The organism is Stenotrophomonas sp. HMWF023 (genome assembly GCF_003060985.1).
Taxonomy (GTDB): domain Bacteria; phylum Pseudomonadota; class Gammaproteobacteria; order Xanthomonadales; family Xanthomonadaceae; genus Stenotrophomonas; species Stenotrophomonas lactitubi.
This window is the reverse complement of record NZ_QAIJ01000242.1, coordinates 1-18,147: the sequence shown is the minus strand read 5'-3', so window position 1 is coordinate 18,147 and position 18,147 is coordinate 1. Positions and strand designations below refer to the sequence as shown.

18 protein-coding genes are annotated in these 18,147 nt (G+C 67.0%); 7 read left to right on the top strand and 11 right to left on the bottom strand.

The genetic code is table 11. The annotated features are described in order from the left end of the window. Positions 1–55: 55 nt before the first annotated feature. The 5 genes from DBR20_RS13505 to ahpC all read right to left on the bottom strand — a co-directional run bounded on the left by DBR20_RS13505 (position 56) and on the right by ahpC (position 5,036). Complete coding sequence (locus DBR20_RS13505; RefSeq protein ID WP_108266538.1) at positions 56–1,012, bottom strand: transaldolase; 957 nt, start codon at positions 1,010–1,012, stop codon at positions 56–58. A 58-nt stretch (positions 1,013–1,070) separates the two neighbouring features. Then, positions 1,071–1,475, bottom strand: a complete 405-nt coding sequence (gene rnk / locus DBR20_RS13500; protein ID WP_089238903.1) for a nucleoside diphosphate kinase regulator — start codon at positions 1,473–1,475, stop codon at positions 1,071–1,073. 123 nt (positions 1,476–1,598) lie between these two features. Further along, complete coding sequence (locus DBR20_RS13495; protein ID WP_089238905.1) at positions 1,599–2,564, bottom strand: LysR substrate-binding domain-containing protein; 966 nt, start codon at positions 2,562–2,564, stop codon at positions 1,599–1,601. A gap of 81 nt (positions 2,565–2,645) precedes the next feature. After that, the gene (gene ahpF / locus DBR20_RS13490) at positions 2,646–4,238 is read right to left on the bottom strand and encodes an alkyl hydroperoxide reductase subunit F (RefSeq protein WP_108266537.1); all 1,593 of its coding nucleotides are present in this window, start codon (positions 4,236–4,238) and stop codon (positions 2,646–2,648) included. Positions 4,239–4,472: 234 nt separating this feature from the next. After that, on the bottom strand, positions 4,473–5,036 hold the full coding sequence (gene ahpC / locus DBR20_RS13485) for an alkyl hydroperoxide reductase subunit C (RefSeq protein ID WP_025877950.1): 564 nt from the start codon (positions 5,034–5,036) through the stop codon (positions 4,473–4,475). A 290-nt stretch (positions 5,037–5,326) separates the two neighbouring features. Here ahpC and prmC point away from each other — a divergent pair, with 290 nt between their 5' ends. The 3 genes from prmC to DBR20_RS13470 all read left to right on the top strand — a co-directional run bounded on the left by prmC (position 5,327) and on the right by DBR20_RS13470 (position 7,972). Further along, positions 5,327–6,184 (top strand): peptide chain release factor N(5)-glutamine methyltransferase, encoded by an 858-nt coding sequence (gene prmC / locus DBR20_RS13480; protein ID WP_108266536.1) that lies wholly within the window; start codon positions 5,327–5,329, stop codon positions 6,182–6,184. Between the two features lie 49 nt (positions 6,185–6,233). Then, entirely contained in the window at positions 6,234–7,175 is a 942-nt protein-coding gene (gene pip / locus DBR20_RS13475) for a prolyl aminopeptidase (protein ID WP_108266535.1), read from the top strand. A gap of 167 nt (positions 7,176–7,342) precedes the next feature. Continuing rightward, the gene (locus DBR20_RS13470) at positions 7,343–7,972 is read left to right on the top strand and encodes a hypothetical protein (RefSeq protein WP_146187008.1); all 630 of its coding nucleotides are present in this window, start codon (positions 7,343–7,345) and stop codon (positions 7,970–7,972) included. A 66-nt stretch (positions 7,973–8,038) separates the two neighbouring features. Here the strand turns inward: DBR20_RS13470 and DBR20_RS13465 are convergent, their stop codons facing one another. After that, entirely contained in the window at positions 8,039–8,923 is an 885-nt protein-coding gene (locus tag DBR20_RS13465) for a LysR family transcriptional regulator (protein WP_108266533.1), read from the bottom strand. A 106-nt stretch (positions 8,924–9,029) separates the two neighbouring features. Between DBR20_RS13465 and DBR20_RS13460 the strand changes: the two genes are divergently transcribed. Both DBR20_RS13460 and DBR20_RS13455 read left to right on the top strand, forming a co-directional pair. Then, complete coding sequence (locus tag DBR20_RS13460; RefSeq protein ID WP_108266532.1) at positions 9,030–10,448, top strand: MFS transporter; 1,419 nt, start codon at positions 9,030–9,032, stop codon at positions 10,446–10,448. Next, the gene (locus tag DBR20_RS13455) at positions 10,445–11,116 is read left to right on the top strand and encodes a hypothetical protein (RefSeq protein WP_108266531.1); all 672 of its coding nucleotides are present in this window, start codon (positions 10,445–10,447) and stop codon (positions 11,114–11,116) included. Before DBR20_RS13460 ends, DBR20_RS13455 begins: the two co-directional genes overlap by 4 nt. A 112-nt stretch (positions 11,117–11,228) precedes the next feature. Here DBR20_RS13455 and DBR20_RS13450 read toward each other — a convergent pair whose 3' ends face one another. From DBR20_RS13450 to DBR20_RS13435, 4 genes are read right to left on the bottom strand one after another with little or no spacing between them, the layout of a single operon-like run. After that, positions 11,229–12,026 (bottom strand): N-formylglutamate amidohydrolase, encoded by a 798-nt coding sequence (locus tag DBR20_RS13450; RefSeq protein WP_108266530.1) that lies wholly within the window; start codon positions 12,024–12,026, stop codon positions 11,229–11,231. Then, positions 12,019–12,573 carry an NUDIX hydrolase gene (locus DBR20_RS13445; protein ID WP_089238921.1) on the bottom strand — a complete coding sequence of 185 codons (555 nt, stop codon included), beginning with the start codon at positions 12,571–12,573 and terminating at the stop codon, positions 12,019–12,021. The genes DBR20_RS13450 and DBR20_RS13445 overlap by 8 nt, the downstream gene beginning before the upstream one ends. Then, positions 12,570–13,511: a 5'-3' exonuclease H3TH domain-containing protein gene (locus tag DBR20_RS13440; RefSeq protein WP_108266529.1), complete on the bottom strand. Its 942-nt coding sequence runs from the start codon at positions 13,509–13,511 to the stop codon at positions 12,570–12,572. Before DBR20_RS13440 ends, DBR20_RS13445 begins: the two co-directional genes overlap by 4 nt. After that, positions 13,508–14,089, bottom strand: coding sequence for a nitroreductase (locus DBR20_RS13435; protein ID WP_099820411.1), 582 nt, complete (start codon positions 14,087–14,089; stop codon positions 13,508–13,510). Before DBR20_RS13435 ends, DBR20_RS13440 begins: the two co-directional genes overlap by 4 nt. Before the next feature lie 332 nt (positions 14,090–14,421). Here DBR20_RS13435 and DBR20_RS13430 point away from each other — a divergent pair, with 332 nt between their 5' ends. Then, positions 14,422–16,743, top strand: a complete 2,322-nt coding sequence (locus DBR20_RS13430; RefSeq protein WP_108266528.1) for a DUF1631 domain-containing protein — start codon at positions 14,422–14,424, stop codon at positions 16,741–16,743. Positions 16,744–16,795: 52 nt separating this feature from the next. Further along, positions 16,796–17,875 (top strand): NAD(P) transhydrogenase subunit alpha, encoded by a 1,080-nt coding sequence (locus DBR20_RS13425; protein ID WP_108266527.1) that lies wholly within the window; start codon positions 16,796–16,798, stop codon positions 17,873–17,875. A gap of 71 nt (positions 17,876–17,946) precedes the next feature. Here the strand turns inward: DBR20_RS13425 and DBR20_RS13420 are convergent. Beyond that, a partial coding sequence (locus DBR20_RS13420; RefSeq protein WP_146187007.1) for a DUF3106 domain-containing protein occupies positions 17,947–18,147 on the bottom strand: 201 nt, incomplete at its 5' end.

Sequence of the window (18,147 nt, the reverse complement as noted above, 5' to 3'; positions counted from 1 at the left end):
ATGCAGTTCGCGACCAAGGCCCCGCCACGAGGGGCTCAGCCGTTGGCCGGAACCCTTACAGTGCCTCGCGGATCCGCTGACGCAGCGCTTCCAGATCCTTGGCGAATGCATCGATACCGGTCGCCAGCTTCTCGGTCGCCATCGGATCGGCCGCCAGGTCGGCAGCGAACGTCGCCGCGTCGATCGGCGTCACCTGCACGGCCTCAGCGGCACCGGCCACCAGCTTGCGCGGCAGCGCGCCGTGGTCGGCGTCCAGCTTCTCCAGCAGGTCCGGCGAAATGGTCAGGCGATCGCAGCCGGCCAGCGCTTCGATCTGCGCGGTCGAACGGAACGAGGCGCCCATCACCACGGTCGGCGAACCGCGGCGCTTGAATTCGGCGTATACACCACGCACGAACACCACGCCCGGGTCTTCGTCGATGTTCGCCGGGGTCTGGCCGTTGGCCACGTACCAGTCGAGAATGCGGCCGACGAACGGCGAGATCAGGAACGCACCCGCTTCGCTGCAGGCCAGCGCCTGGGTCGGGTTGAAGATCAGGGTCAGGTTGCAGTCGATGCCTTCGGCCTGCAGCACGCGCGCGGCTTCCACGCCTTCCCAGGTCGCGGCGATCTTGATCAGGATCTTCTCGCGCGGCACGCCGGCATCGGCGTACATCTGGATGAACTGACGGGCCTTGGCTACGGTCGCGGCGGTGTCGTGGGCCTGGTCGGCGTCCACTTCAGTGGACACGCGGCCTGGTACCAGCGTGCTCAGCAGCGCGCCGACGCCGATGGTCAGGCGGTCGGCCACGGCGTGCACCACGGTCTCGCGGTCACCGCTCTGCTGGCGGCCCCAGGCCAGTTCGCGTTCGATCAGTTCCGCATAGACCGGCAGATCCAGTGCCTTCTTCACCAGGGTCGGATTGGTGGTGCAGTCCACCGGCTGCAGGCGCTTGATCGCCTCGTAGTCACCGGTATCGGCAACGACCACGGACAGTTCGCGCAGCTGGGACAGTTTGGACGGGGTACTCATTACGGCTCCTGGTGCGGGGATTGCAGGGAAACTGATCGCGCGCGGTACGCAGCGCAGGTCAGGGACGGTCGTTGTGGACGGCGCTCACGCGCAGCCGCAGCTTGCGGCCGCCGGGGGCGGTCCAGTCGATGCTCTGGCCCACGGCCAGGCCAAGCAGGGCGCTGCCGACGGGCGCCAGCACGGACACCTTGCCTTCATCGACATTGGCTTCGCGGGGGAAGACCAGGGTCAGGACATGTTTCTCGCCCGACACTTCATCTTCGCACTCCACGCGCGAATGCATCATGACGATGCCTTCGGGAATCTGGTCTGGCGGCAACACGGTCGCCCGGTTGAGTTCGTCGGCAAGCGCACGCGCGGCCGGCGTCTGGCTGTTTGCCGGAGATTCGAGCATGGCGTCCAGGCGGTCCATGTCGAGGGTGGAAACGGTGATCGACGGCGGCAGGCCGCTGGCGGTATTCATGGTGACGCTCCTTGGTTGAAAGCCATGCAAAAGGCGGCACCTGCTGGCGCCGCCTGACTGTATTGTGGGGACAAATGCGGCCGGAATCGACTCCCGGCGGTTTCGAGGCCCGGCTGCCGTGTCTCAGCCGTTCAGCACCGGCGTGGGCGGGGTGGCAGCATCGCCGTTTGCCGGGGCCAACGCCTCCAGCGTAAACAGCGCATCGGGCAGGCGCTTGAACTGTTCGGCCAGCTCCATCAGGAACTCGTTCATCGCCGAGCTGCGGCGCCAGATCATGGCGATGCGACGGCTGGGACGGCCTTCGCCGACGAAGTCGATCAGGCGGATGTTGTTCGAGCGCGGCACCGGCGGCTGTACCGACAGGCTGGGCAGCAGGGTGATGCCAACGTCGGCGGCGACCATCTGTCGCAGCGTTTCCAGGCTGGTGGCGCGGAATTCGGATTTTTCATTGGCGCCGAACAGGCGACAGACTTCCAGCGCCTGGTCACGCAGGCAGTGGCCGTCTTCCAGCAGCAGCAGTTTCTGCGTGGCCAGTTCCTGCACGTCCAGATGCTCGCGCGTGGCCAGCGGATGGCGGCCGGACACGGCCAGCAGGAACGGCTCCTCGAACAGGAATTCGGCATGCAGCTGGTCGTCGATCACCGGCAGTGCCAGCAGTGCGGCGTCGAGCTTGCCTTCGCGCAGGCGCTCCAGCAGCACATCGCTCTTTTCTTCCACCAGCAGCAGTTCCAGCTCGGGGAAGCGGCTGCGGATGCGCGGAATCACGTGCGGCAACAGGTACGGGCCCAGGGTGGGGAAGATCCCCAGGCGCACGGTACCCGCTTCCGGATCGCGGCTGCGTCGCGCCGCTTCCTTCAACTGCTCCACTTCGGCCACGATCACCCGTGCCCGCGCGGCCGCTTCGTGGCCGGCGGGGGTCAGCATCACCTTGCGCGGCGCACGTTCCACCAGTGGCAGGCCCAGTTCCTCTTCCAGCTTGCGGATCTGGGTCGACAGCGTCGGCTGGCTGACGAAGCAGGAGGCGGCGGCCCGGCCGAAGTGCTTGTGATCGGCCAGGGCCACCAGGTATTTCAGGTCACGCAGGTTCATCCTCAGACCTCTCGGGGTACTGCACCGGCAGGGCGTTGCCCCGCCGGTTGATGGTGCTCCCGATGGCCTGGGAACGTTGGATCAGGCCGCTTCGGCCACCGCACCGCTGCTCTTGGGAACCGAGGAGCGGATCAGGTGATCGAAAGCGCTCAGTGCGGCGGTCGAACCGGCGCCCATCGCGATGATGATCTGCTTGTAGGGTACCGTCGTGCAATCACCCGCGGCGAACACGCCCGGCAGATTGGTCTGCCCGCGGTCATCGATGACGATCTCGCCACGCGGCGAAAGAGCCACGGTGTCCTTCAGCCATTCGGTGTTCGGCAGCAGGCCGATCTGCACGAAGATGCCTTCCAGTTCAACGCGATGCGAATCGCCGCCGACACGGTCCTTGTAGACCAGGCCGGTGACGCGGCTGCCGTCGCCCAGCACTTCGGTGGTCTGCGCGCTGGTCAGCACGGTGACATTGGCCAGGCTGCGCAGCTTCTTCTGCAGCACTTCGTCGGCGCGCAGGCTGGAATCGAATTCCAGCAGGGTCACATGCGACACGATGCCGGCCAGGTCGATGGCAGCTTCAACGCCGGAATTGCCACCGCCGATCACCGCCACGCGCTTGCCCTTGAACAGCGGGCCATCGCAATGCGGGCAGTAAGCCACACCCTTGTTGCGGTACTGGTCTTCGCCGGGCACGTTCATCTGCCGCCAGCGGGCGCCGGTGGACAGGATCACCGAGCGCGACTTCAGCACCGCGCCGTTTTCCAGCTGCACCTGCACCAGACCGTCTTCACCTGCTGGCACCAGCGCACTGGCGCGCTGCAGGTCCATGATGTCGACCTCGTATTCGCGCACGTGCTGTTCCAGCGCCGCGGCCAGCTTCGGGCCTTCGGTCTCCTTCACCGAAATGAAGTTCTCGATCGCCATGGTGTCCAGCACCTGGCCACCGAAACGCTCGGCGGCGATGCCGGTACGGATGCCCTTGCGCGCAGCGTAGATCGCTGCAGCGGCACCGGCCGGGCCACCACCGACCACCAGCACGTCGAAGGCGTCCTTGGCGCCGATCTTCTCGGCATCACGCTTGCTGGCGTTGGTGTCCAGCTTGGCCACGATCTGCTCCAGCGTCATGCGGCCCTGGTCGAACACGGCGCCATTGAGGTACACGGTCGGCACCGACATGATCTCGCGCTGCTCGACTTCCTCCTGGAACAGGGCGCCGTCGATGGCCACGTGCTGGATGCGCGGGTTGAGCACGGCAGCCAGGTTCAGCGCCTGCACCACGTCCGGGCAGTTCTGGCAGGACAGCGAGAAATAGGTTTCAAACCTGTAGTCGCCTTCCAGGTTCTGCACCTGTTCGATCAGCTCGGCGGTGGCCTTGGACGGATGCCCGCCGACCTGCAGCAGTGCCAGCACCAGCGAGGTGAACTCGTGGCCCATCGGCAGGCCGGCGAAGGTCAGGTGGATGTCCTGGCCCGGCGTGCCCAGGTCGAAGGACGGCACGCGGCCCTGGCCATCACGCAGCACCTGCAGCGAGATCTTGTCCGACAGGCCTTCCAGGGTCTGCAGCAGCTCCAGCATCTCCTGCGACTTGGCACCGTCGTCGGCATGCGCGGTGATCTGGATCGGACGGGTCACGCGCTCCAGATAGGTCTTCAGCTGCGACTGCAGGTTGGCGTCCAACATGGTCTTCTCCTGGCTTCAGGCAAAACGGGGGCGTGGCACCGCTGTAGAAGGTAGCGGACCAGCGAGGGGTAGGGGTGAACCCAAGACAGCGACACCGTGGAAGGGGCTGGCTGGCCAAGGCTGGCGCGCGTTGGCTGTCTTGGGTTCACCCCCACGCCGGCGGGGGGACCGGCACGGGGATGAAGGGCGCGCCGCAGCGTGGGGCTGCGGCAGGCCGGTACTGCGGGTACTGCTTTAGATCTTGCCGACCAGGTCCAGCGACGGGGTCAGGGTCTTTTCGCCTTCCTTCCACTTCGCCGGGCACACCTGGTTCGGGTTGGCGGCGGTGAACTGGGCAGCCTTCAGCTTGCGCAGGGTCTCGGAGACGTCACGGGCGATCTCGTTGGAGTGGATCTCCAGAGTCTTGATCACGCCTTCCGGGTTGATGATGAAAGTGCCGCGCAGGGCCAGGCCTTCTTCTTCGATGTGCACGCCGAAGGCGCGGGTCAGCTGGTGGGTCGGGTCGCCGACCAGCGGGAACTGGGCCTTGCCGACGGCCGGCGAGGTTTCGTGCCAGACCTTGTGCGAGAAGTGGGTGTCGGTGGTGACGATGTAGACCTCGGCGCCGGCCTTCTTGAACTCGGCGTAATGGTCAGCGGCGTCTTCGATCTCGGTCGGGCAGTTGAAGGTGAAGGCTGCCGGCATGAAGATCAGGACCGACCACTGGCCCTTCAGGGTGCTGTCGGAGACCTTGATGAACTCGCCATTCAGGTAAGCGTTGGCTTCGAACGGCTGGATCTGGGTGTTGATCAGGGACATCGTTTTTCCTCTGGGTGAAGGGGAGTGGGTGAATCGACAGGACCTAGGTTACTGGTTCCGTTTCGATAAGGACAATGCATTGATTACATCTGTTTGATAGATACAGTCTATTGATGTGCGCTGAGCCGACAATGAATCCTGCCACCCGCATCCTGCAACCCGCTGTATGACAAGGGAAATCGTCAGCGGCTGTGGAAACGGGTCGATAGCCCTCCCTTATCCCGTCCCGGCGAACCTGAACGGTTTCCACGCCCTACAATTACGGCCCCGACGCCTGTGCCGTGCCTGCCATGTCCGCCGATTCCCAACCGTCCCTGCGCCAGGTCGTGGCAGACGCCAGCGCCCGCCTGCCGGGGGCCGAGGCACGTCATGAAGCCGAGCTGCTGCTGCTGCATGTGCTGGAGCGGCCACGCAGCTGGTTGTTCGCGCATGCCACCGATCCGCTGCCGGCCGCCGAGCAGGCCGCTTTCGAGGCCCTGCTGGGTCGCCGCCTCGCGGGCGAGCCGGTGGCCTACCTGACCGGCCGTCGTGGCTTCTGGACGCTGGACCTGGAGGTCGACCCGGCCACCCTGATTCCGCGGCCGGAGACCGAACTGCTGGTGGAACTGGCGCTGGACCGCCTGCCACCGGACCGCGCGCTGCAGCTGGCCGACCTCGGTACCGGCAGCGGCGCCATCGCCCTGGCCCTGGCCAGCGAGCGGCCGCAGGCGCAGGTACTGGCTACCGACGCCAGTTCCGCTGCGCTGGCGGTGGCCGCCCGCAACGCCGCGCGCCATGAGCTGGGCAACGTGCGTTTTGCCGAAGGTGGTCACGACTGGTATGCACCGCTGCGCGGCGAACGCTTCGATCTGATCGCCAGCAATCCGCCCTATATCGCCAGCGAAGACCCGCACCTGGAACAGGGCGACCTGCGCTTCGAGCCGGCCACTGCACTGGCGTCCGGCGTTGATGGGCTGGACGACATCCGCCGCATCGTCGCCGGCGGCGGCGGCCATCTGCAGCCCGGCGGCTGGCTGCTGATCGAGCACGGCTGGGACCAGGGGAATGCCATCCGCGCGCTGTTCGAGCAGGCCGGCTACAGCGACGTGCAGACCGTGCAGGACCTGGAGCAGCGCGATCGGGTCACCCTGGGCCGGCGACCGGCCTAGAATGGGGGTTCTCCTGCCAAGGGCAGGGCACCACCACGGAGCTGCAAGCATGCGTACGCTGTACCCCGCCATCACCCCTTACGACGTCGGCACCCTGAAGGTCGACGACCGCCACACGCTGTACTTCGAACAGTGCGGCAACCCGGACGGCAAGCCGGTGGTGATGCTGCATGGTGGGCCGGGCGGCGGCTGCAGCGACAAGATGCGCCAGTTCCACGACCCGGCCAAGTACCGCATCATCCTGTTCGACCAGCGCGGCGCCGGTCGTTCCACCCCGCACGCCGACCTGGTGGACAACACCACCTGGGACCTCGTTGCCGACATCGAGAAGCTGCGCGAGCACCTGAAGGTCGATCGCTGGCAGGTATTCGGTGGCAGCTGGGGCTCGACCCTGGCGCTGGCCTATGCCGAAACCCATCCGCAGCGCGTGACCGAACTGGTGCTGCGCGGCATCTTCATGCTGCGCCGCTGGGAACTGGAATGGTTCTACCAGGAAGGCGCCAACCGCCTGTTCCCGGATGCGTGGGAGCACTACCTCAAGCCGATTCCGGCGGTGGAGCGCCACGATCTGATCTCTGCCTTCCATCGCCGCCTGACCAGCGAAGACGAAGCAACGCGTCTGGATGCGGCCAAGGCGTGGGCGGTGTGGGAAGGCGCGACCAGCTTCCTGCATGTGGACGACGACTTCATCAACAGCCATGAAGACCCGCACTTCGCGCTGGCGTTCGCACGCATCGAGAACCACTACTTCGTCAACGGCGGTTTCTTCGAGGTGGAAGACCAGCTGCTGCGCGACGCGCACCGCATTGCCGACATCCCGGGCGTGATCGTGCACGGCCGTTACGACGTGGTCTGCCCGCTGGCCAACGCCTGGGACCTGACCAAGGTATGGCCGAAGGCGAAGCTGGAGATCACCCCGGCCTCCGGGCATTCCGCGTTCGAAGCCGAGAACGTCGACGCGCTGGTGCGCGCCACCGATAGCTTCGCCTGATCGTTGGTGGTGCCGGCCGCTGGCCGGCAACGCCTTACCGGTAGCGCCGGGCCATGCCCGGCGGCATTCCGTTCCGCCACCACGATGATGGGATGGGTGCAGCCGCTTTCTCCATTGTTCGAGGTTGACGCTATTGGCCTTGAACCGGGAGAAGGGTGACTGGCACCGTGGATACCCGTGCATCCCTCGGCCACACCACCATGTACACCCGCCTGCTGTTGACCACGGAAAAGCCATCTCCCACAGATGCGTATGCTGGCGGTGGTGCTTTTCTTCCAGAGCACATTCCTTGGCCAACCTGTGCTGAAGGTCGTGCGCTCTTTCACTTGATGGCAATTCCGGCCCATTGGTTCTATTCGCAGGAGATCGCCGAAGACTTCTGGTTCTCCATCTTCATTCCGGTCGATGTCCAGCGTCACACGCACCTCCGTCAGCTACGCGCTGGGGAGGGAACCAGTGAGGCTGTTGTACTCGCATACCGCCGTGGCGCTGCATCGAGAAGCCGATGCATGAGCGACTCCCTTGAGCGCGGACGGATCGAGCGTGTCGAGTGTCTGGAGCCTGACGACGACGAGAACCTGGATTCCAAGCTGGATGGAATTGACGCATGGCTGCAGTCGCCCTTGACTTGGAAAGGGGGCCGTCGTCGCCTGATGCTCTATGGGGCGGACATCGATGACATTCTGCATTCGCACAAAGGTGTCCTGTCAGATGGCATGGCGTACCTCTTCATTCAGGATCAGCCTGATTTTACTCTCGGAGGACGCCCCGGGGCGTTCTTCCTCCAATTGGGCTGAACCAGATTTCGCAACGTCGCGCGCGCCAGCTCTGCACCAAAGTTCTCATCCACGCATGGCGTGGATCTACCAATCCCCGGCGAGCAACGCCTCGGCCAGCACCTGCAGCTTCGGCGAATGCTGGCGCGACGGCGGATAGATCAACGACAACGCGCGGCTGCGGCCTTCAAACGGCTGCAGCACGCGCTGCAGGCGACCATCGGCCAGCGCGTCGGCCACGGCGAAATCCATCACCTGCACGATGCCGATGCCAGCGATCGCTGACTCCACCAACGGATCGCCGCAATCGAACACCATCCGCGTCGGCGGCGTGACCTCGCGCAGCTGCCCGTCCTGCCGAAACTGCCAGTCCACCAACCGGCCACTGCGCAGGTTGCGCACCGCCAGGCAGGCATGGTCCTGCAATGCCGCCACATCGGCGGGCTCGCCCTGCGCGGCCAGGTAGGCTGGGCTGGCCACGGTCACCCAGCGCAGTGGCTTCAACGGGCGCGCCACCATCCGCTGGTCGGCGATGGTGCCGGTGCGCAGGGCGGCATCGAAGCCTTCCTCCACCAGATCCACCAGACGGTCACTGAGCACGGCCTCCACCTGCAGCTGCGGATGCCGTTCCAGCAGCGGCCCCAGCAATGGCACCAACACTTTGCGCCCGAACATCGAAGGCGCGCTGATCTTCAGCACCCCCGAGGGCGTGCAGGGGCGGTCGGCCAGCAGCCGCTCCGCGTCCTCCATCCCGCACAGCAACGGTCCCACCTGCTCGACGAACTGCTGGCCATCCGGGGTCAGCGCGACATTGCGCGTATTCCGCTGCAGCAGCTTCACCCCCAGCGAGGCTTCCAGCCGGCCAATCGCGCGCGACAGCCCGGACTGGCTCAGGCCGAGCTGGCCGGCGGCCACGGTGAAGCTGCGGGCTTCGGCCACCTGCACCAGCATGCGCACCGCGTTGAGGTCCATCGAAAGTCCTTTCATGCCAAAAATCATGACAGATATAGCCGCCAGGGGGTTTATTGATGCGTCCGCATCAATGAGACTGCCGTCCCCCCTCCGCACCGGGCGCCGCATGCCTCCCCTGAAATACCCGCGCTGGGCGCTGACCCTGCTGGCCACCGCGCAGCTGATCATCGCCCTGGACGCCACCATCATCTTCGTGGCCCTGCACGACATGGGCCGCGCGCTGCAGATCAATGCGCAGCAACTGCAGTGGGTGGTCAGCGCCTACACCGTGGCGTTCGGCGGCAGCCTGCTGCTGGGCGGGCGTGCGGCTGATCTGCTGGGCCGGCGCCGCTTCTATCGGCTGGGCATGCTGCTGTTCGCGCTGGCCTCGCTGCTGGGCGCGCTGGCGCCCAATGCCACGTTGCTGATCGTGGCGCGTGCGGTGCAGGGCATCGGTGCGGCGCTGCTGTTTCCGGCCACCCTGGCGTTGATAAACACGCTCTATGCGGAAGGTCCGGTGCGCAACCGTGCGCTGGCGATCTGGAGCATGGCCAGTGCGGCGGGCCTCGCGCTGGGTACGCTGCTGGGCGGTGTGCTGACCCAGGCGTTCGGCTGGCCGGCAGTGCTGGCGGTGATCGTGCCGCTGGCCACGGCGTGTGCGGTTGCCGCGGGCGCGTGGCTGCCGGCCGATGGCCCGCGCGTGCGCGGCCGTTCCTTCGACCTGGCCGGTTGCCTCACCGTCACCGCCGGCGGCAGCCTGCTGGTCACCACCCTGGTGCAGGGGCCGGAGTGGGGCTGGACCGCGCCGGCCACGCTGATCTGCCTGCTGCTTTCCGCTGTACTGCTGACAGTGTTCGTGCAGATCGAAAAGCGCAGCCGTGACCCGCTGATGCAGTTCGCACTGCTGCGCCTGCCTGGCCTGCGTGCAGCACTCGGCCTGACCTTCGCGTTCATGAGCAGCTATGGCGTGCAGTACTACTTCCTGGCGCTGTACTTCCAGGATGGTTACGGCTGGAGCCCGCTGCAGGCCGGCATGGCTTTCCTGCTGCCGACGCTGGTGTGCACCTTCGGCATCCGCATTGCCGAACGCATGCTGCAGCGCCGTTCGCCGCGGCAGGTGCTGGCATGGGGCTTCGCCGCCGGTGCCGTCGGCATCGCCGCGGTGGCGCTGGCGATGCCGCACGGCGCCAGCTACTGGCCGCTGCTGCCGGGCATCGTGGTGCTCAGCGTGGGCCAGGGCATGAGCTGGACGGCGATGTGGATCGTGGCCGGGCAGGGCGTGCCGGGGCCGCAGCAGGGCGTAGCGTCCGGCATGGCCGCCACCGCACAGCAGATCGGCGGCGCGCTGGGGTTGGCGGTGCTGGTGATGGTGGCCAACGCCGCGCGCGGCACGCAGGCAGCAACCAGTCCTGATGCCCTGCAGGGCATGGTCAATGCACAGTACGGTGCCGCGCTGTTCGCCGCGCTCGGCGTGGTCATCGCGCTGGGCCTGCGTCCGGCGCGGGTAGACTGCAGCTCCGCCGACCCACTGCCCAACGACGCATGATTGCACTGCTTGATCTTCGCCAGACGCTGGAGGCGTTTGCCGCCTGCAATGACGACCACGACGTGTGGGCGTCATTCGGTTGGGTGCACGCCACCGATGACGACCTGCTGCAGGCGCGCTTCTGGTTGCCGGCCGATGAAGACGCAGCGTTCGATGATGACGGTGAGGTGCCCGGGGCCGCGCAGGCGCTGGGGCTGTCGACCTGCCTGGAACCGGCCACGTTCGCTGACGTCCTGGATGTGCAGAAGCGCCAGCGTCCGCTTTCTTCCCTGCGCGATTACGCCGAAGCGTTGGCGTACTACGCCGAGTACGACGCCTTCCTGCAGGTGGACGGTGTCGATGAAGCACTGGGCGAGGCGGGTGCTGCCGAGCAGGCCGCTGCGCGAGCAGCCGGTGTCGGGCCGGGCATCTTCGCCGCGTTCGGGTTGACGCTGGAGAGATGTGCGGACGAGCAGATCAAGGCTGCGGCACAGCGCGTGGCGCACCTGCTCGACATTCCGGTGGGCGAAGCGCTGGCACGGTGCCGCGCGCTGCCGCTGGTGCTGGGGGAGATGCTGGATAGGCGCCGAGCACAGGCGATCAAGGATGATTTTGAAGCGATCGGCGCACGCGTGCAGGTGCTCGGGTTCAAGCCGTTCCCCTGGATGGATGTTCCCGTGCTGCGTTGACGAAAATCATCCACGCATGGCGTGGATCTACTGGGAACCGGCCTCGTTCGTTTTTCGCCGAATGCGGATGTCCGTCAGCGCTGCAGTAGATCCACGCCATGCGTGGATGCGGTCATCCAAACGCCAACAACCGTGGCTGCAACGCGCTGAAAATCCGCGCCAACCGCTCCGCCCACGCCTGCTGTCCCGCCGCATCGGCAATCAGGTCCTGGCGGATCTCCAGTTCCACGTGCACCAGGCCACGGCCTTCGCCGTGCACCGGCACCGCGTAGTCGCTGCTGCTGTTGACCGAATAGGGTTCGTTGTCGCCCACCACCAGGTCGCCTTCATCGCGCAGCGCCTGCAGCAAGGCGTGGGCAAAACGTGTGTCCTGGTGGTACAGCACGCCGGCATGCCAGGGACGCTCAGCGCCGTTCATGGTCGGCGTGAAGCTGTGCATCATCACCAGCAGCGTCGGCCGCGCCGCATCGCGGCGCGCATCCAGTTCGGTATCGATGCGTGCATGGTAGGGCGCGTGGATCGCATCGATGCGCTGCTGCCGCTGCGCTGGCGACAGCCCGGCATTGCCCGGCACCACGGTGTGGTCGCTGACCTCGGGGATCAGCGTGGGCGAAAGCAGCGGGCGGTTGCAGTCGATCAGCAGCCGCGAATAGGTCTGCTCGATCGTCCACGCATCCAGACGCTCGGCCAGTGCACGGGTGGTGCCGCCGATGCCGATGTCCCAGCCGATATGCCGGTCCAGTTCGGCCTGCGGCAATCCAAGATCAGCCAGCGCACTCGGTACCCGCTGGCCTGCATGATCGGCCAGCAGCAGGAACGGTGAGGCGCCCTGCGCACGGTGCACGCTGAAGATCGCCGGATCGTCGGCACCCAGCAGCGCCGGCAGCGCGTGCACGCCGGCGTCAGCCACGGGGGCGTCCGTCCAGGTGATGCTCGATCATCCACAGACCAGCCCACAGCTTGGCATCGGCTTCATAGCCTTCGGCCATTTTCTGCACCAGCCAGGCGGCTGCCTGCGTGCGCGGGATCTCATGCACGGTGATGTCCTCGCTCTCGTCGCCGCCGCCTTCGCCGATGCGACGCAGGCCGGTGGCACGGACGAAGGCGATCTTCTCGCTGCTGGCACCGGAGGAGGTAGGACCGATCATCAGCACTTCGGCGTGCTCGGCGGTCCAGCCGGTTTCCTCTTCCAGTTCGCGTACAGCGGAAACTTCAATGGACTCGCCCGCATCGATGTCGCCGACCAGCCCGGCCGGCATCTCGATGGTCGGTGCCTGCAGCGGTACGCGGAACTGTTCGACGAACAGCACCTTGTCCTCGGGGGTGACGGCAATGATGATCGCGGCCAGGCCGCCGGCGTGGGTGCGTTCGCTGTACTCCCAGCTGCCGCGCACGACCATGCGCTGGTACTTGCCTTCGTAGACGACACGCGGTGCTTCGGTGTTGCGCTGGCTCATGCGGGCTCGCTGGAAGTGGGAGAAGTGGAAACGGGGTCGGAAATGCCGGCGGCATTGAACAGCCGGCGACGGGTCATGGGGCCGAAGCGCAGGGTCTGGCACAGGCCGCCGAGCAGCTCCGGATCGGCCGCCTGGCGCGGCATGCCGGGCTGGCAGCCTTCCAGTGGGGCGTCCAGGGCAATGGTGGTCAGCTGGCGCCAGAGCTGGGCGTGCTCGCGCTGCTCACGCAGGCGCACCGCCATCTGCGCCGCGCCGCGCAGGCGCAGGAACGGCACTTCGTCCAGGCGTTCGTACAGCACGTCCATGCTGCCGAAATGGGCCAACAGCACGGCCGCCGACTTGGCGCCGACACCGCTGATGCCCGGAATGTTGTCGACCGCATCGCCGCACAGCGCCAGGTAGTCGGCGATCTGGTGCGCGTGCACACCGTGCTTGGCCTTTACCCCGGCCACGTCCCAGCGCTGGTTGCGTGCGTAGTCCCACTGTTCGTCATGATCGAGCAGCAACTGCGACAGGTCCTTGTCGGCGGAAATGATCACGCCGCGATGGCTGTTGCGATGGCCATGCAGGGCGCTGCCGATCAGGTCGTCGGCTTCGTAATCATGGTGGGCCAGCACCGCCAGGCCGAGCGCTGCGCACAATGCCTTGCAGTGCACGAACTGGCGCTTGAGCGCTTCCGGCGCCGGGTCCCGGTTGGCCTTGTAGGCCGGGTACAGGCGGTGGCGGAAGCCGCTGTCCAGCGCTTCGTCGAAGGCGATGGCGATGTGCCGGGGGCGTTCGCGCTCAAGCAGGTCCAGCAGGAAGCGGGCGAAACCATGCACGGCGTTGGTCGGCCAGCCCTGGCTGTCCTGGAATTCGTCCGGCAGCGAATGCCAGGCGCGGAACACGTAGATGCTGGCGTCGACCAGGTACAGCGGCGGCGGTGCCGGCAAGGTCATGCCGGCGGGGTCCAGTCACGCAGCAGTGCCATCGGGTCCGGGCGCTCGCGCTCGGGTACCTCGGCCTTGGGCGTGCCGATGTGGATGAAACCGGCAATGCCTTCGCCCTCGGCCAGCCCCAGATGGGCGTGCACGGCGGGATCGAAGGCCATCCATGCGGTCAGCCACTGCGCGCCGAAGCCCAGCGCCTGGGCCGCCTGCAACAGGGCAAAGCACACGCAGCCGGCGGTCATCAGCTGTTCCTGCGCGGGCACCTTCGGGTCCGGGCGCGGGCTGGCCACCACCACGATCACCAGCGGTGCATGGCTGAAGCGCTGGCGGTCCTTCTCGAACACGGCGTCGCCGGCATGCGGGTCGCGCTCACGGCTGCGCGCGGCCAGGAAGTCGCCCAGAGTGTGACGTGCATCGCCGGCGATCTTCAGGAAGCGGAACGGTACGCGCTTGCCATGGTCGGGCACGCGCACCGCCGAGGTCAGCATCCGCTGCAGGGTGGCCGGGTCTGGTCCGGGCTCGCCCAGCTGCCGCGAGGGCACCGAGCGGCGGGCATCCAGGGCAAGCAGGGCAGCAGGGTCGGGCATGGAGTCTGAACCGGTCATCACGGGTCGCTGATTATAGTCGGGGAGGTAGATGACGCCGTTTGTGTCGCGTCAGACCCCTGAATAGCAAACTGTGATGAACATCATGCCACTGGCGGATCACGGAGCCCCGCGTCCCCTCGCCTCGCAGGCCCTGCACGGCTTACGATACGTAATATTGCCGGGCCGCCGTTCATGAGGTTTGAAGTGAGGACTGTTTCACTGTCCGTGATGGGCTGGCCGGCCTACCATCGAGGGACCGGTGCATGGGGTGTACCGGCCGTCGTGATGTCCATGATGTCTGTCGCACCAGAGAAGGTGGGGAGCCTTCCCGAATGATGAGCGCGCCCACTCCGATGGGATCGCCGGGCCGTGACCCGGCCCAGCTCCAGCTTGCCCGGGACATCGTCCTGCCGGCGTTGTGCCAGGCCTTTGGCGCGGCACTGGCCCGCTTCGATGATGCCCTGTTCGACCGTGCCGGCAATGCCGGCTCGTCGCAGTTGCTGTTCCTGGACGCGATGCGCGAGCTGCGCCGCCGCCGTGAAGAGATTGCCGGTGCCTTCGCCGGCCATCTCGGCCATGCCTGGGCCGGCCTGGCTGCAGGCGAGCCCGTCTCTGCCGAGCTGACCCTGTCCGGACAGGCCCAGGATGGCCTGAGCCTGGTGCCGGAACATGTACTGGAATCGCGGTTGGCGGTGCGCAACTTCGCCACCGTGCTGCTGCGCGACTTCAAGCCGGTGCTGGCGCGGCTCGACCGTCGCCTGGGCTGGCTGGGCGGCGGTATCGACCTCGACGCCGACCGCAACCCGATCAGCCCCGAGCATCTGGGCGTGGCCATCCACGAAGCCTTCGCCGGCTGTGAGCTGGCCCCGGAAGTGCACCTGGTGCTGATCAAACTGTGCGAGCGCGACATGCGCGCACCGGTGGGCCGCATCTACGAAAAGCTGGACGAGCACCTGGCCGCGGCCGGGGTGATGTCGCAGATGGGTGCCCCGCGCCGACCACTGGCGCCGGCCCCGACGCAGCACGTTGCGCATGGCCTGGATGATCTGGTCGAGCAGCGCACGGCACCTGGCTTCGACAACGAATTCAATGACGACGAACAGGCCGCTCCGGCCTGGGCGCAGCGATTTGCCGCGCGCTGGTCGGAGCGCCGTGGCCACATGCAGCAGCATGCGGGTGGTGAAGAGAGCCCGTCCGGTGAGGCCTATTCCGGCCAGCAGGGCATGTTGCTGGAAGCCCTGCACGAACTGCTGCAGCAGACCCGCCACGTGCGCGAGGACGCGACCTCTGCGGCGCAGGTCGCGGTCGGCCAGCATCGTCCGTTGAGCCAGCGCGAGATGATGTCGGTGCTGTCGCTGCTGCAGGCCACGCCCAGCGCGACCCTGCGTGCGGCGATCGGCGAGGACGGCGAATCCCTGGCGCAGCGGTTGAAGAGCGAAGTGCTGTCCAGCGCCACCCGGCTGGGTGTCGACCCGGGCCAGACCCGGCTGGATGCGCAGGATGAGGATGCGATCGACCTGGTCGGCATGCTGTTCGACGTGATGCTCGATGAGCGTGAACTGGAGGGCCGCTCGCGTGAGCTGATCGGCCGCCTGGTGGTTCCGTTCGTGAAGGTGGCGATGCTGGACCGCCGCATGTTCGTGCAGAAGACCCATCCGGCGCGCAAGCTGCTCAACTCGCTGGCCGAGGCCTGCGAGGGCAACACCGGCGAAAGCCAGGCCGAGCGCATGCTGATGGCCAAGGTGGAAGAGATCATCGAGCGGCTGGTCGCCGAGTTCAACGAGAACCTGGCGATCTTCCTGACCCTGGAAGAAGAATTCCGCGATTTCCTGGTGCAGCACCGTCGTCGCGTGGAAATCGCCGAGCGTCGGGCCGCCGAGACCCAGCGCGGCCAGGAAAAGCTGGAAATGGCCCGTACCCGTGCCGGTGCCGAGCTGGATCGCCGCATCGGCGATGCCACCCTGCCGCCGGCGATCGCCGAATTCCTGCGCCAGCCCTGGCAGCACCATCTGACCCTGGCGCTGCTGCGCGAGGGCGAGGAGGGTGCCTCGGTGGCCGAGGCGCTGACGTTGGCCGATGGCCTGCTGGAGGAAGTCGCCGAGGCCCGCCGGCAGATTGTCGGCAAGCCGTGGCTGCAGGCCTGGCAGCCGCTGCTGGCCAAGGTGTTTGCCAGCGTCGGTGTGCATGGCGACGCAGCCAGCGCAGCCGTCGATGCGCTGCACGACACATTGCAGGGCATCGCCGAATCGCGACCGGAGCTGCAGCGTGCGTTGCCCGAGCTGCCGCAGGTGGTACTACCGGCGCCGCCGGCACCGGAAACGCCGGCCGTGGAGCTGGGCAGTACCTTCAATACCGACGATTTCGACAACGCCGATGCCGATCGCTTCCGCCGGATGGAAATCGGCAACTGGCTGGACTTCGTCGACAAGGATGGCAAGGTGCAGGCCGGCAAGCTGTCCTGGATCAGCCCGATTTCCGCACGCCTGCTGTTCGTCAACCGTCGTGGCGTGCGCTTCTGCGTGGCCTCGCCCGAGGAACTGGCGGTGATGGTGCGGCTGGGTCGCCTGCGTCCCCACATCGACGATGGCGCCTTTGACAGCGCCATGCAGGGCGTGCTCGACCGCCTCGACCCGGGTGGTGCGACGCTGCACTGAGCCACGTACGCCTGCTAGGATCGGACACACTCACCGATCAGCGGGAATCTGCATGGCCGTGGTGTTGCTGGGGATCAAGGAGACTGCGCCGGGCGAACGACGCGTTGCGCTCACGCCGGAGACGGCGCGCAAGCTCGGTGCGCTGGGCATCACCGTGTGGTATCAGCCCGGTGCGGGCCAGGCCGCCGGTTTCACCGATGCCGCCTACGACGACGCAGGTGCCCGCGCCTTCGACGCCGCTCGTTGGGCCGAGATCGACATCCTGCTGTGCGTGCAGGCGCCAGCGGCCGAGGTGCTGGCCCAGCTCAAGCCAGGCGCCAGCGTGGTCGGTCTGCTGACCCCGGCGGCCGACCCGGCGCTGGCGGCGTTGGCCGCCGATGACCGCCTGCACCTGTTCCCGCTGCAGCAGTTGCCGCGCACCACGCGCGCGCAGGCGATGGACGTACTCAGTTCGCAGGCGGGCATGGCCGGCTACAAGGCGGCATTGATCGCTGCCGAACGTGCACCGCGTTTCTTCCCGATGCTGACCACCGCGGCCGGTACCGTGCGTCCAGCCAAAGTGCTGGTGATCGGCGCCGGTGTCGCCGGCCTGCAGGCCATTGCCACCTCGCGTCGCCTGGGTGCGCAGGTGGAGGGCTTCGACGTGCGCCCGGAAACCCGCGAGCAGATCCAGTCGCTCGGTGCGCGCTTCCTCGACCTCGGGGTAAGCGCGGCGGGCGAGGGCGGGTATGCGCGGGCGCTGACCGATGAAGAGCGCGCCGAACAGCAGCGTCGTCTCGGCGATCATCTGCGCAGCGTGGACGTGGTGGTCTGCACTGCCGCCGTGCCGGGACGGCGGGCACCGACGATCGTCACCGCCGCGATGGTAGAAGGCATGGCCGCAGGCAGCGTGATCGTCGATCTGGCCGCCGAGAGTGGAGGCAACTGCGAACTGACCCAGCCCGGCGAATGCATCGAGCATCAGGGCGTGACCATCGACGGCCCGCTGGGCCTGGCCAGCCTGGGTGCGACCCAGGCCAGCGAGATGTATGCGCGCAACCTGATGAACTTCGTCGCCCTGTTCGTGCGCGAAGGCCAGCTTGGCTTCGACTGGGAAGACGAACTGCTGGCCAAGACCCGCTGGCAGGCCTGACCCGGTAGCGCCGGCCTCTCTGGTAGATCCACGCCATGCGTGGATGAGGTGCCCAGCGTGCGGATGGCGGGTTACCGCGGCTTGGCCGGCGGCGGGTTGTCCCGCACCCATTCCCTGCGTTCGTCCGCGCTCATCTGCGACCAGCGCTCGCGCATGGCATCGCGCTGTGCCGGGCCGAGGTCACGCATCTGGCCGAACAGCGCCCGGGCCTGCTCACGCTGCTCCGGGCTCATGTGTTCGAAGCGGCGCAGGCCGCGGCGGGCCTTGTCGCG

Excerpts from the sequence above, each read along its gene's own strand:
- DBR20_RS13505 (WP_108266538.1), bottom strand. The coding sequence starts at position 1,012 with ATGAGTACCCCGTCCAAACTGTCCCAGCTGCGCGAACTGTCCGTGGTC.
- rnk (WP_089238903.1), bottom strand. The coding sequence starts at position 1,475 with ATGAATACCGCCAGCGGCCTGCCGCCGTCGATCACCGTTTCCACCCTC.
- DBR20_RS13495 (WP_089238905.1), bottom strand. The coding sequence starts at position 2,564 with ATGAACCTGCGTGACCTGAAATACCTGGTGGCCCTGGCCGATCACAAG.
- ahpF (WP_108266537.1), bottom strand. The coding sequence starts at position 4,238 with ATGTTGGACGCCAACCTGCAGTCGCAGCTGAAGACCTATCTGGAGCGC.
- ahpC (WP_025877950.1), bottom strand. The coding sequence starts at position 5,036 with ATGTCCCTGATCAACACCCAGATCCAGCCGTTCGAAGCCAACGCTTAC.
- prmC (WP_108266536.1), top strand. The coding sequence starts at position 5,327 with ATGTCCGCCGATTCCCAACCGTCCCTGCGCCAGGTCGTGGCAGACGCC.
- pip (WP_108266535.1), top strand. The coding sequence starts at position 6,234 with ATGCGTACGCTGTACCCCGCCATCACCCCTTACGACGTCGGCACCCTG.
- DBR20_RS13465 (WP_108266533.1), bottom strand. The coding sequence starts at position 8,923 with ATGGACCTCAACGCGGTGCGCATGCTGGTGCAGGTGGCCGAAGCCCGC.
- DBR20_RS13460 (WP_108266532.1), top strand. The coding sequence starts at position 9,030 with ATGCCTCCCCTGAAATACCCGCGCTGGGCGCTGACCCTGCTGGCCACC.
- DBR20_RS13455 (WP_108266531.1), top strand. The coding sequence starts at position 10,445 with ATGATTGCACTGCTTGATCTTCGCCAGACGCTGGAGGCGTTTGCCGCC.
- DBR20_RS13445 (WP_089238921.1), bottom strand. The coding sequence starts at position 12,573 with ATGAGCCAGCGCAACACCGAAGCACCGCGTGTCGTCTACGAAGGCAAG.
- DBR20_RS13440 (WP_108266529.1), bottom strand. The coding sequence starts at position 13,511 with ATGACCTTGCCGGCACCGCCGCCGCTGTACCTGGTCGACGCCAGCATC.
- DBR20_RS13435 (WP_099820411.1), bottom strand. The coding sequence starts at position 14,089 with ATGCCCGACCCTGCTGCCCTGCTTGCCCTGGATGCCCGCCGCTCGGTG.
- DBR20_RS13430 (WP_108266528.1), top strand. The coding sequence starts at position 14,422 with ATGATGAGCGCGCCCACTCCGATGGGATCGCCGGGCCGTGACCCGGCC.
- DBR20_RS13425 (WP_108266527.1), top strand. The coding sequence starts at position 16,796 with ATGGCCGTGGTGTTGCTGGGGATCAAGGAGACTGCGCCGGGCGAACGA.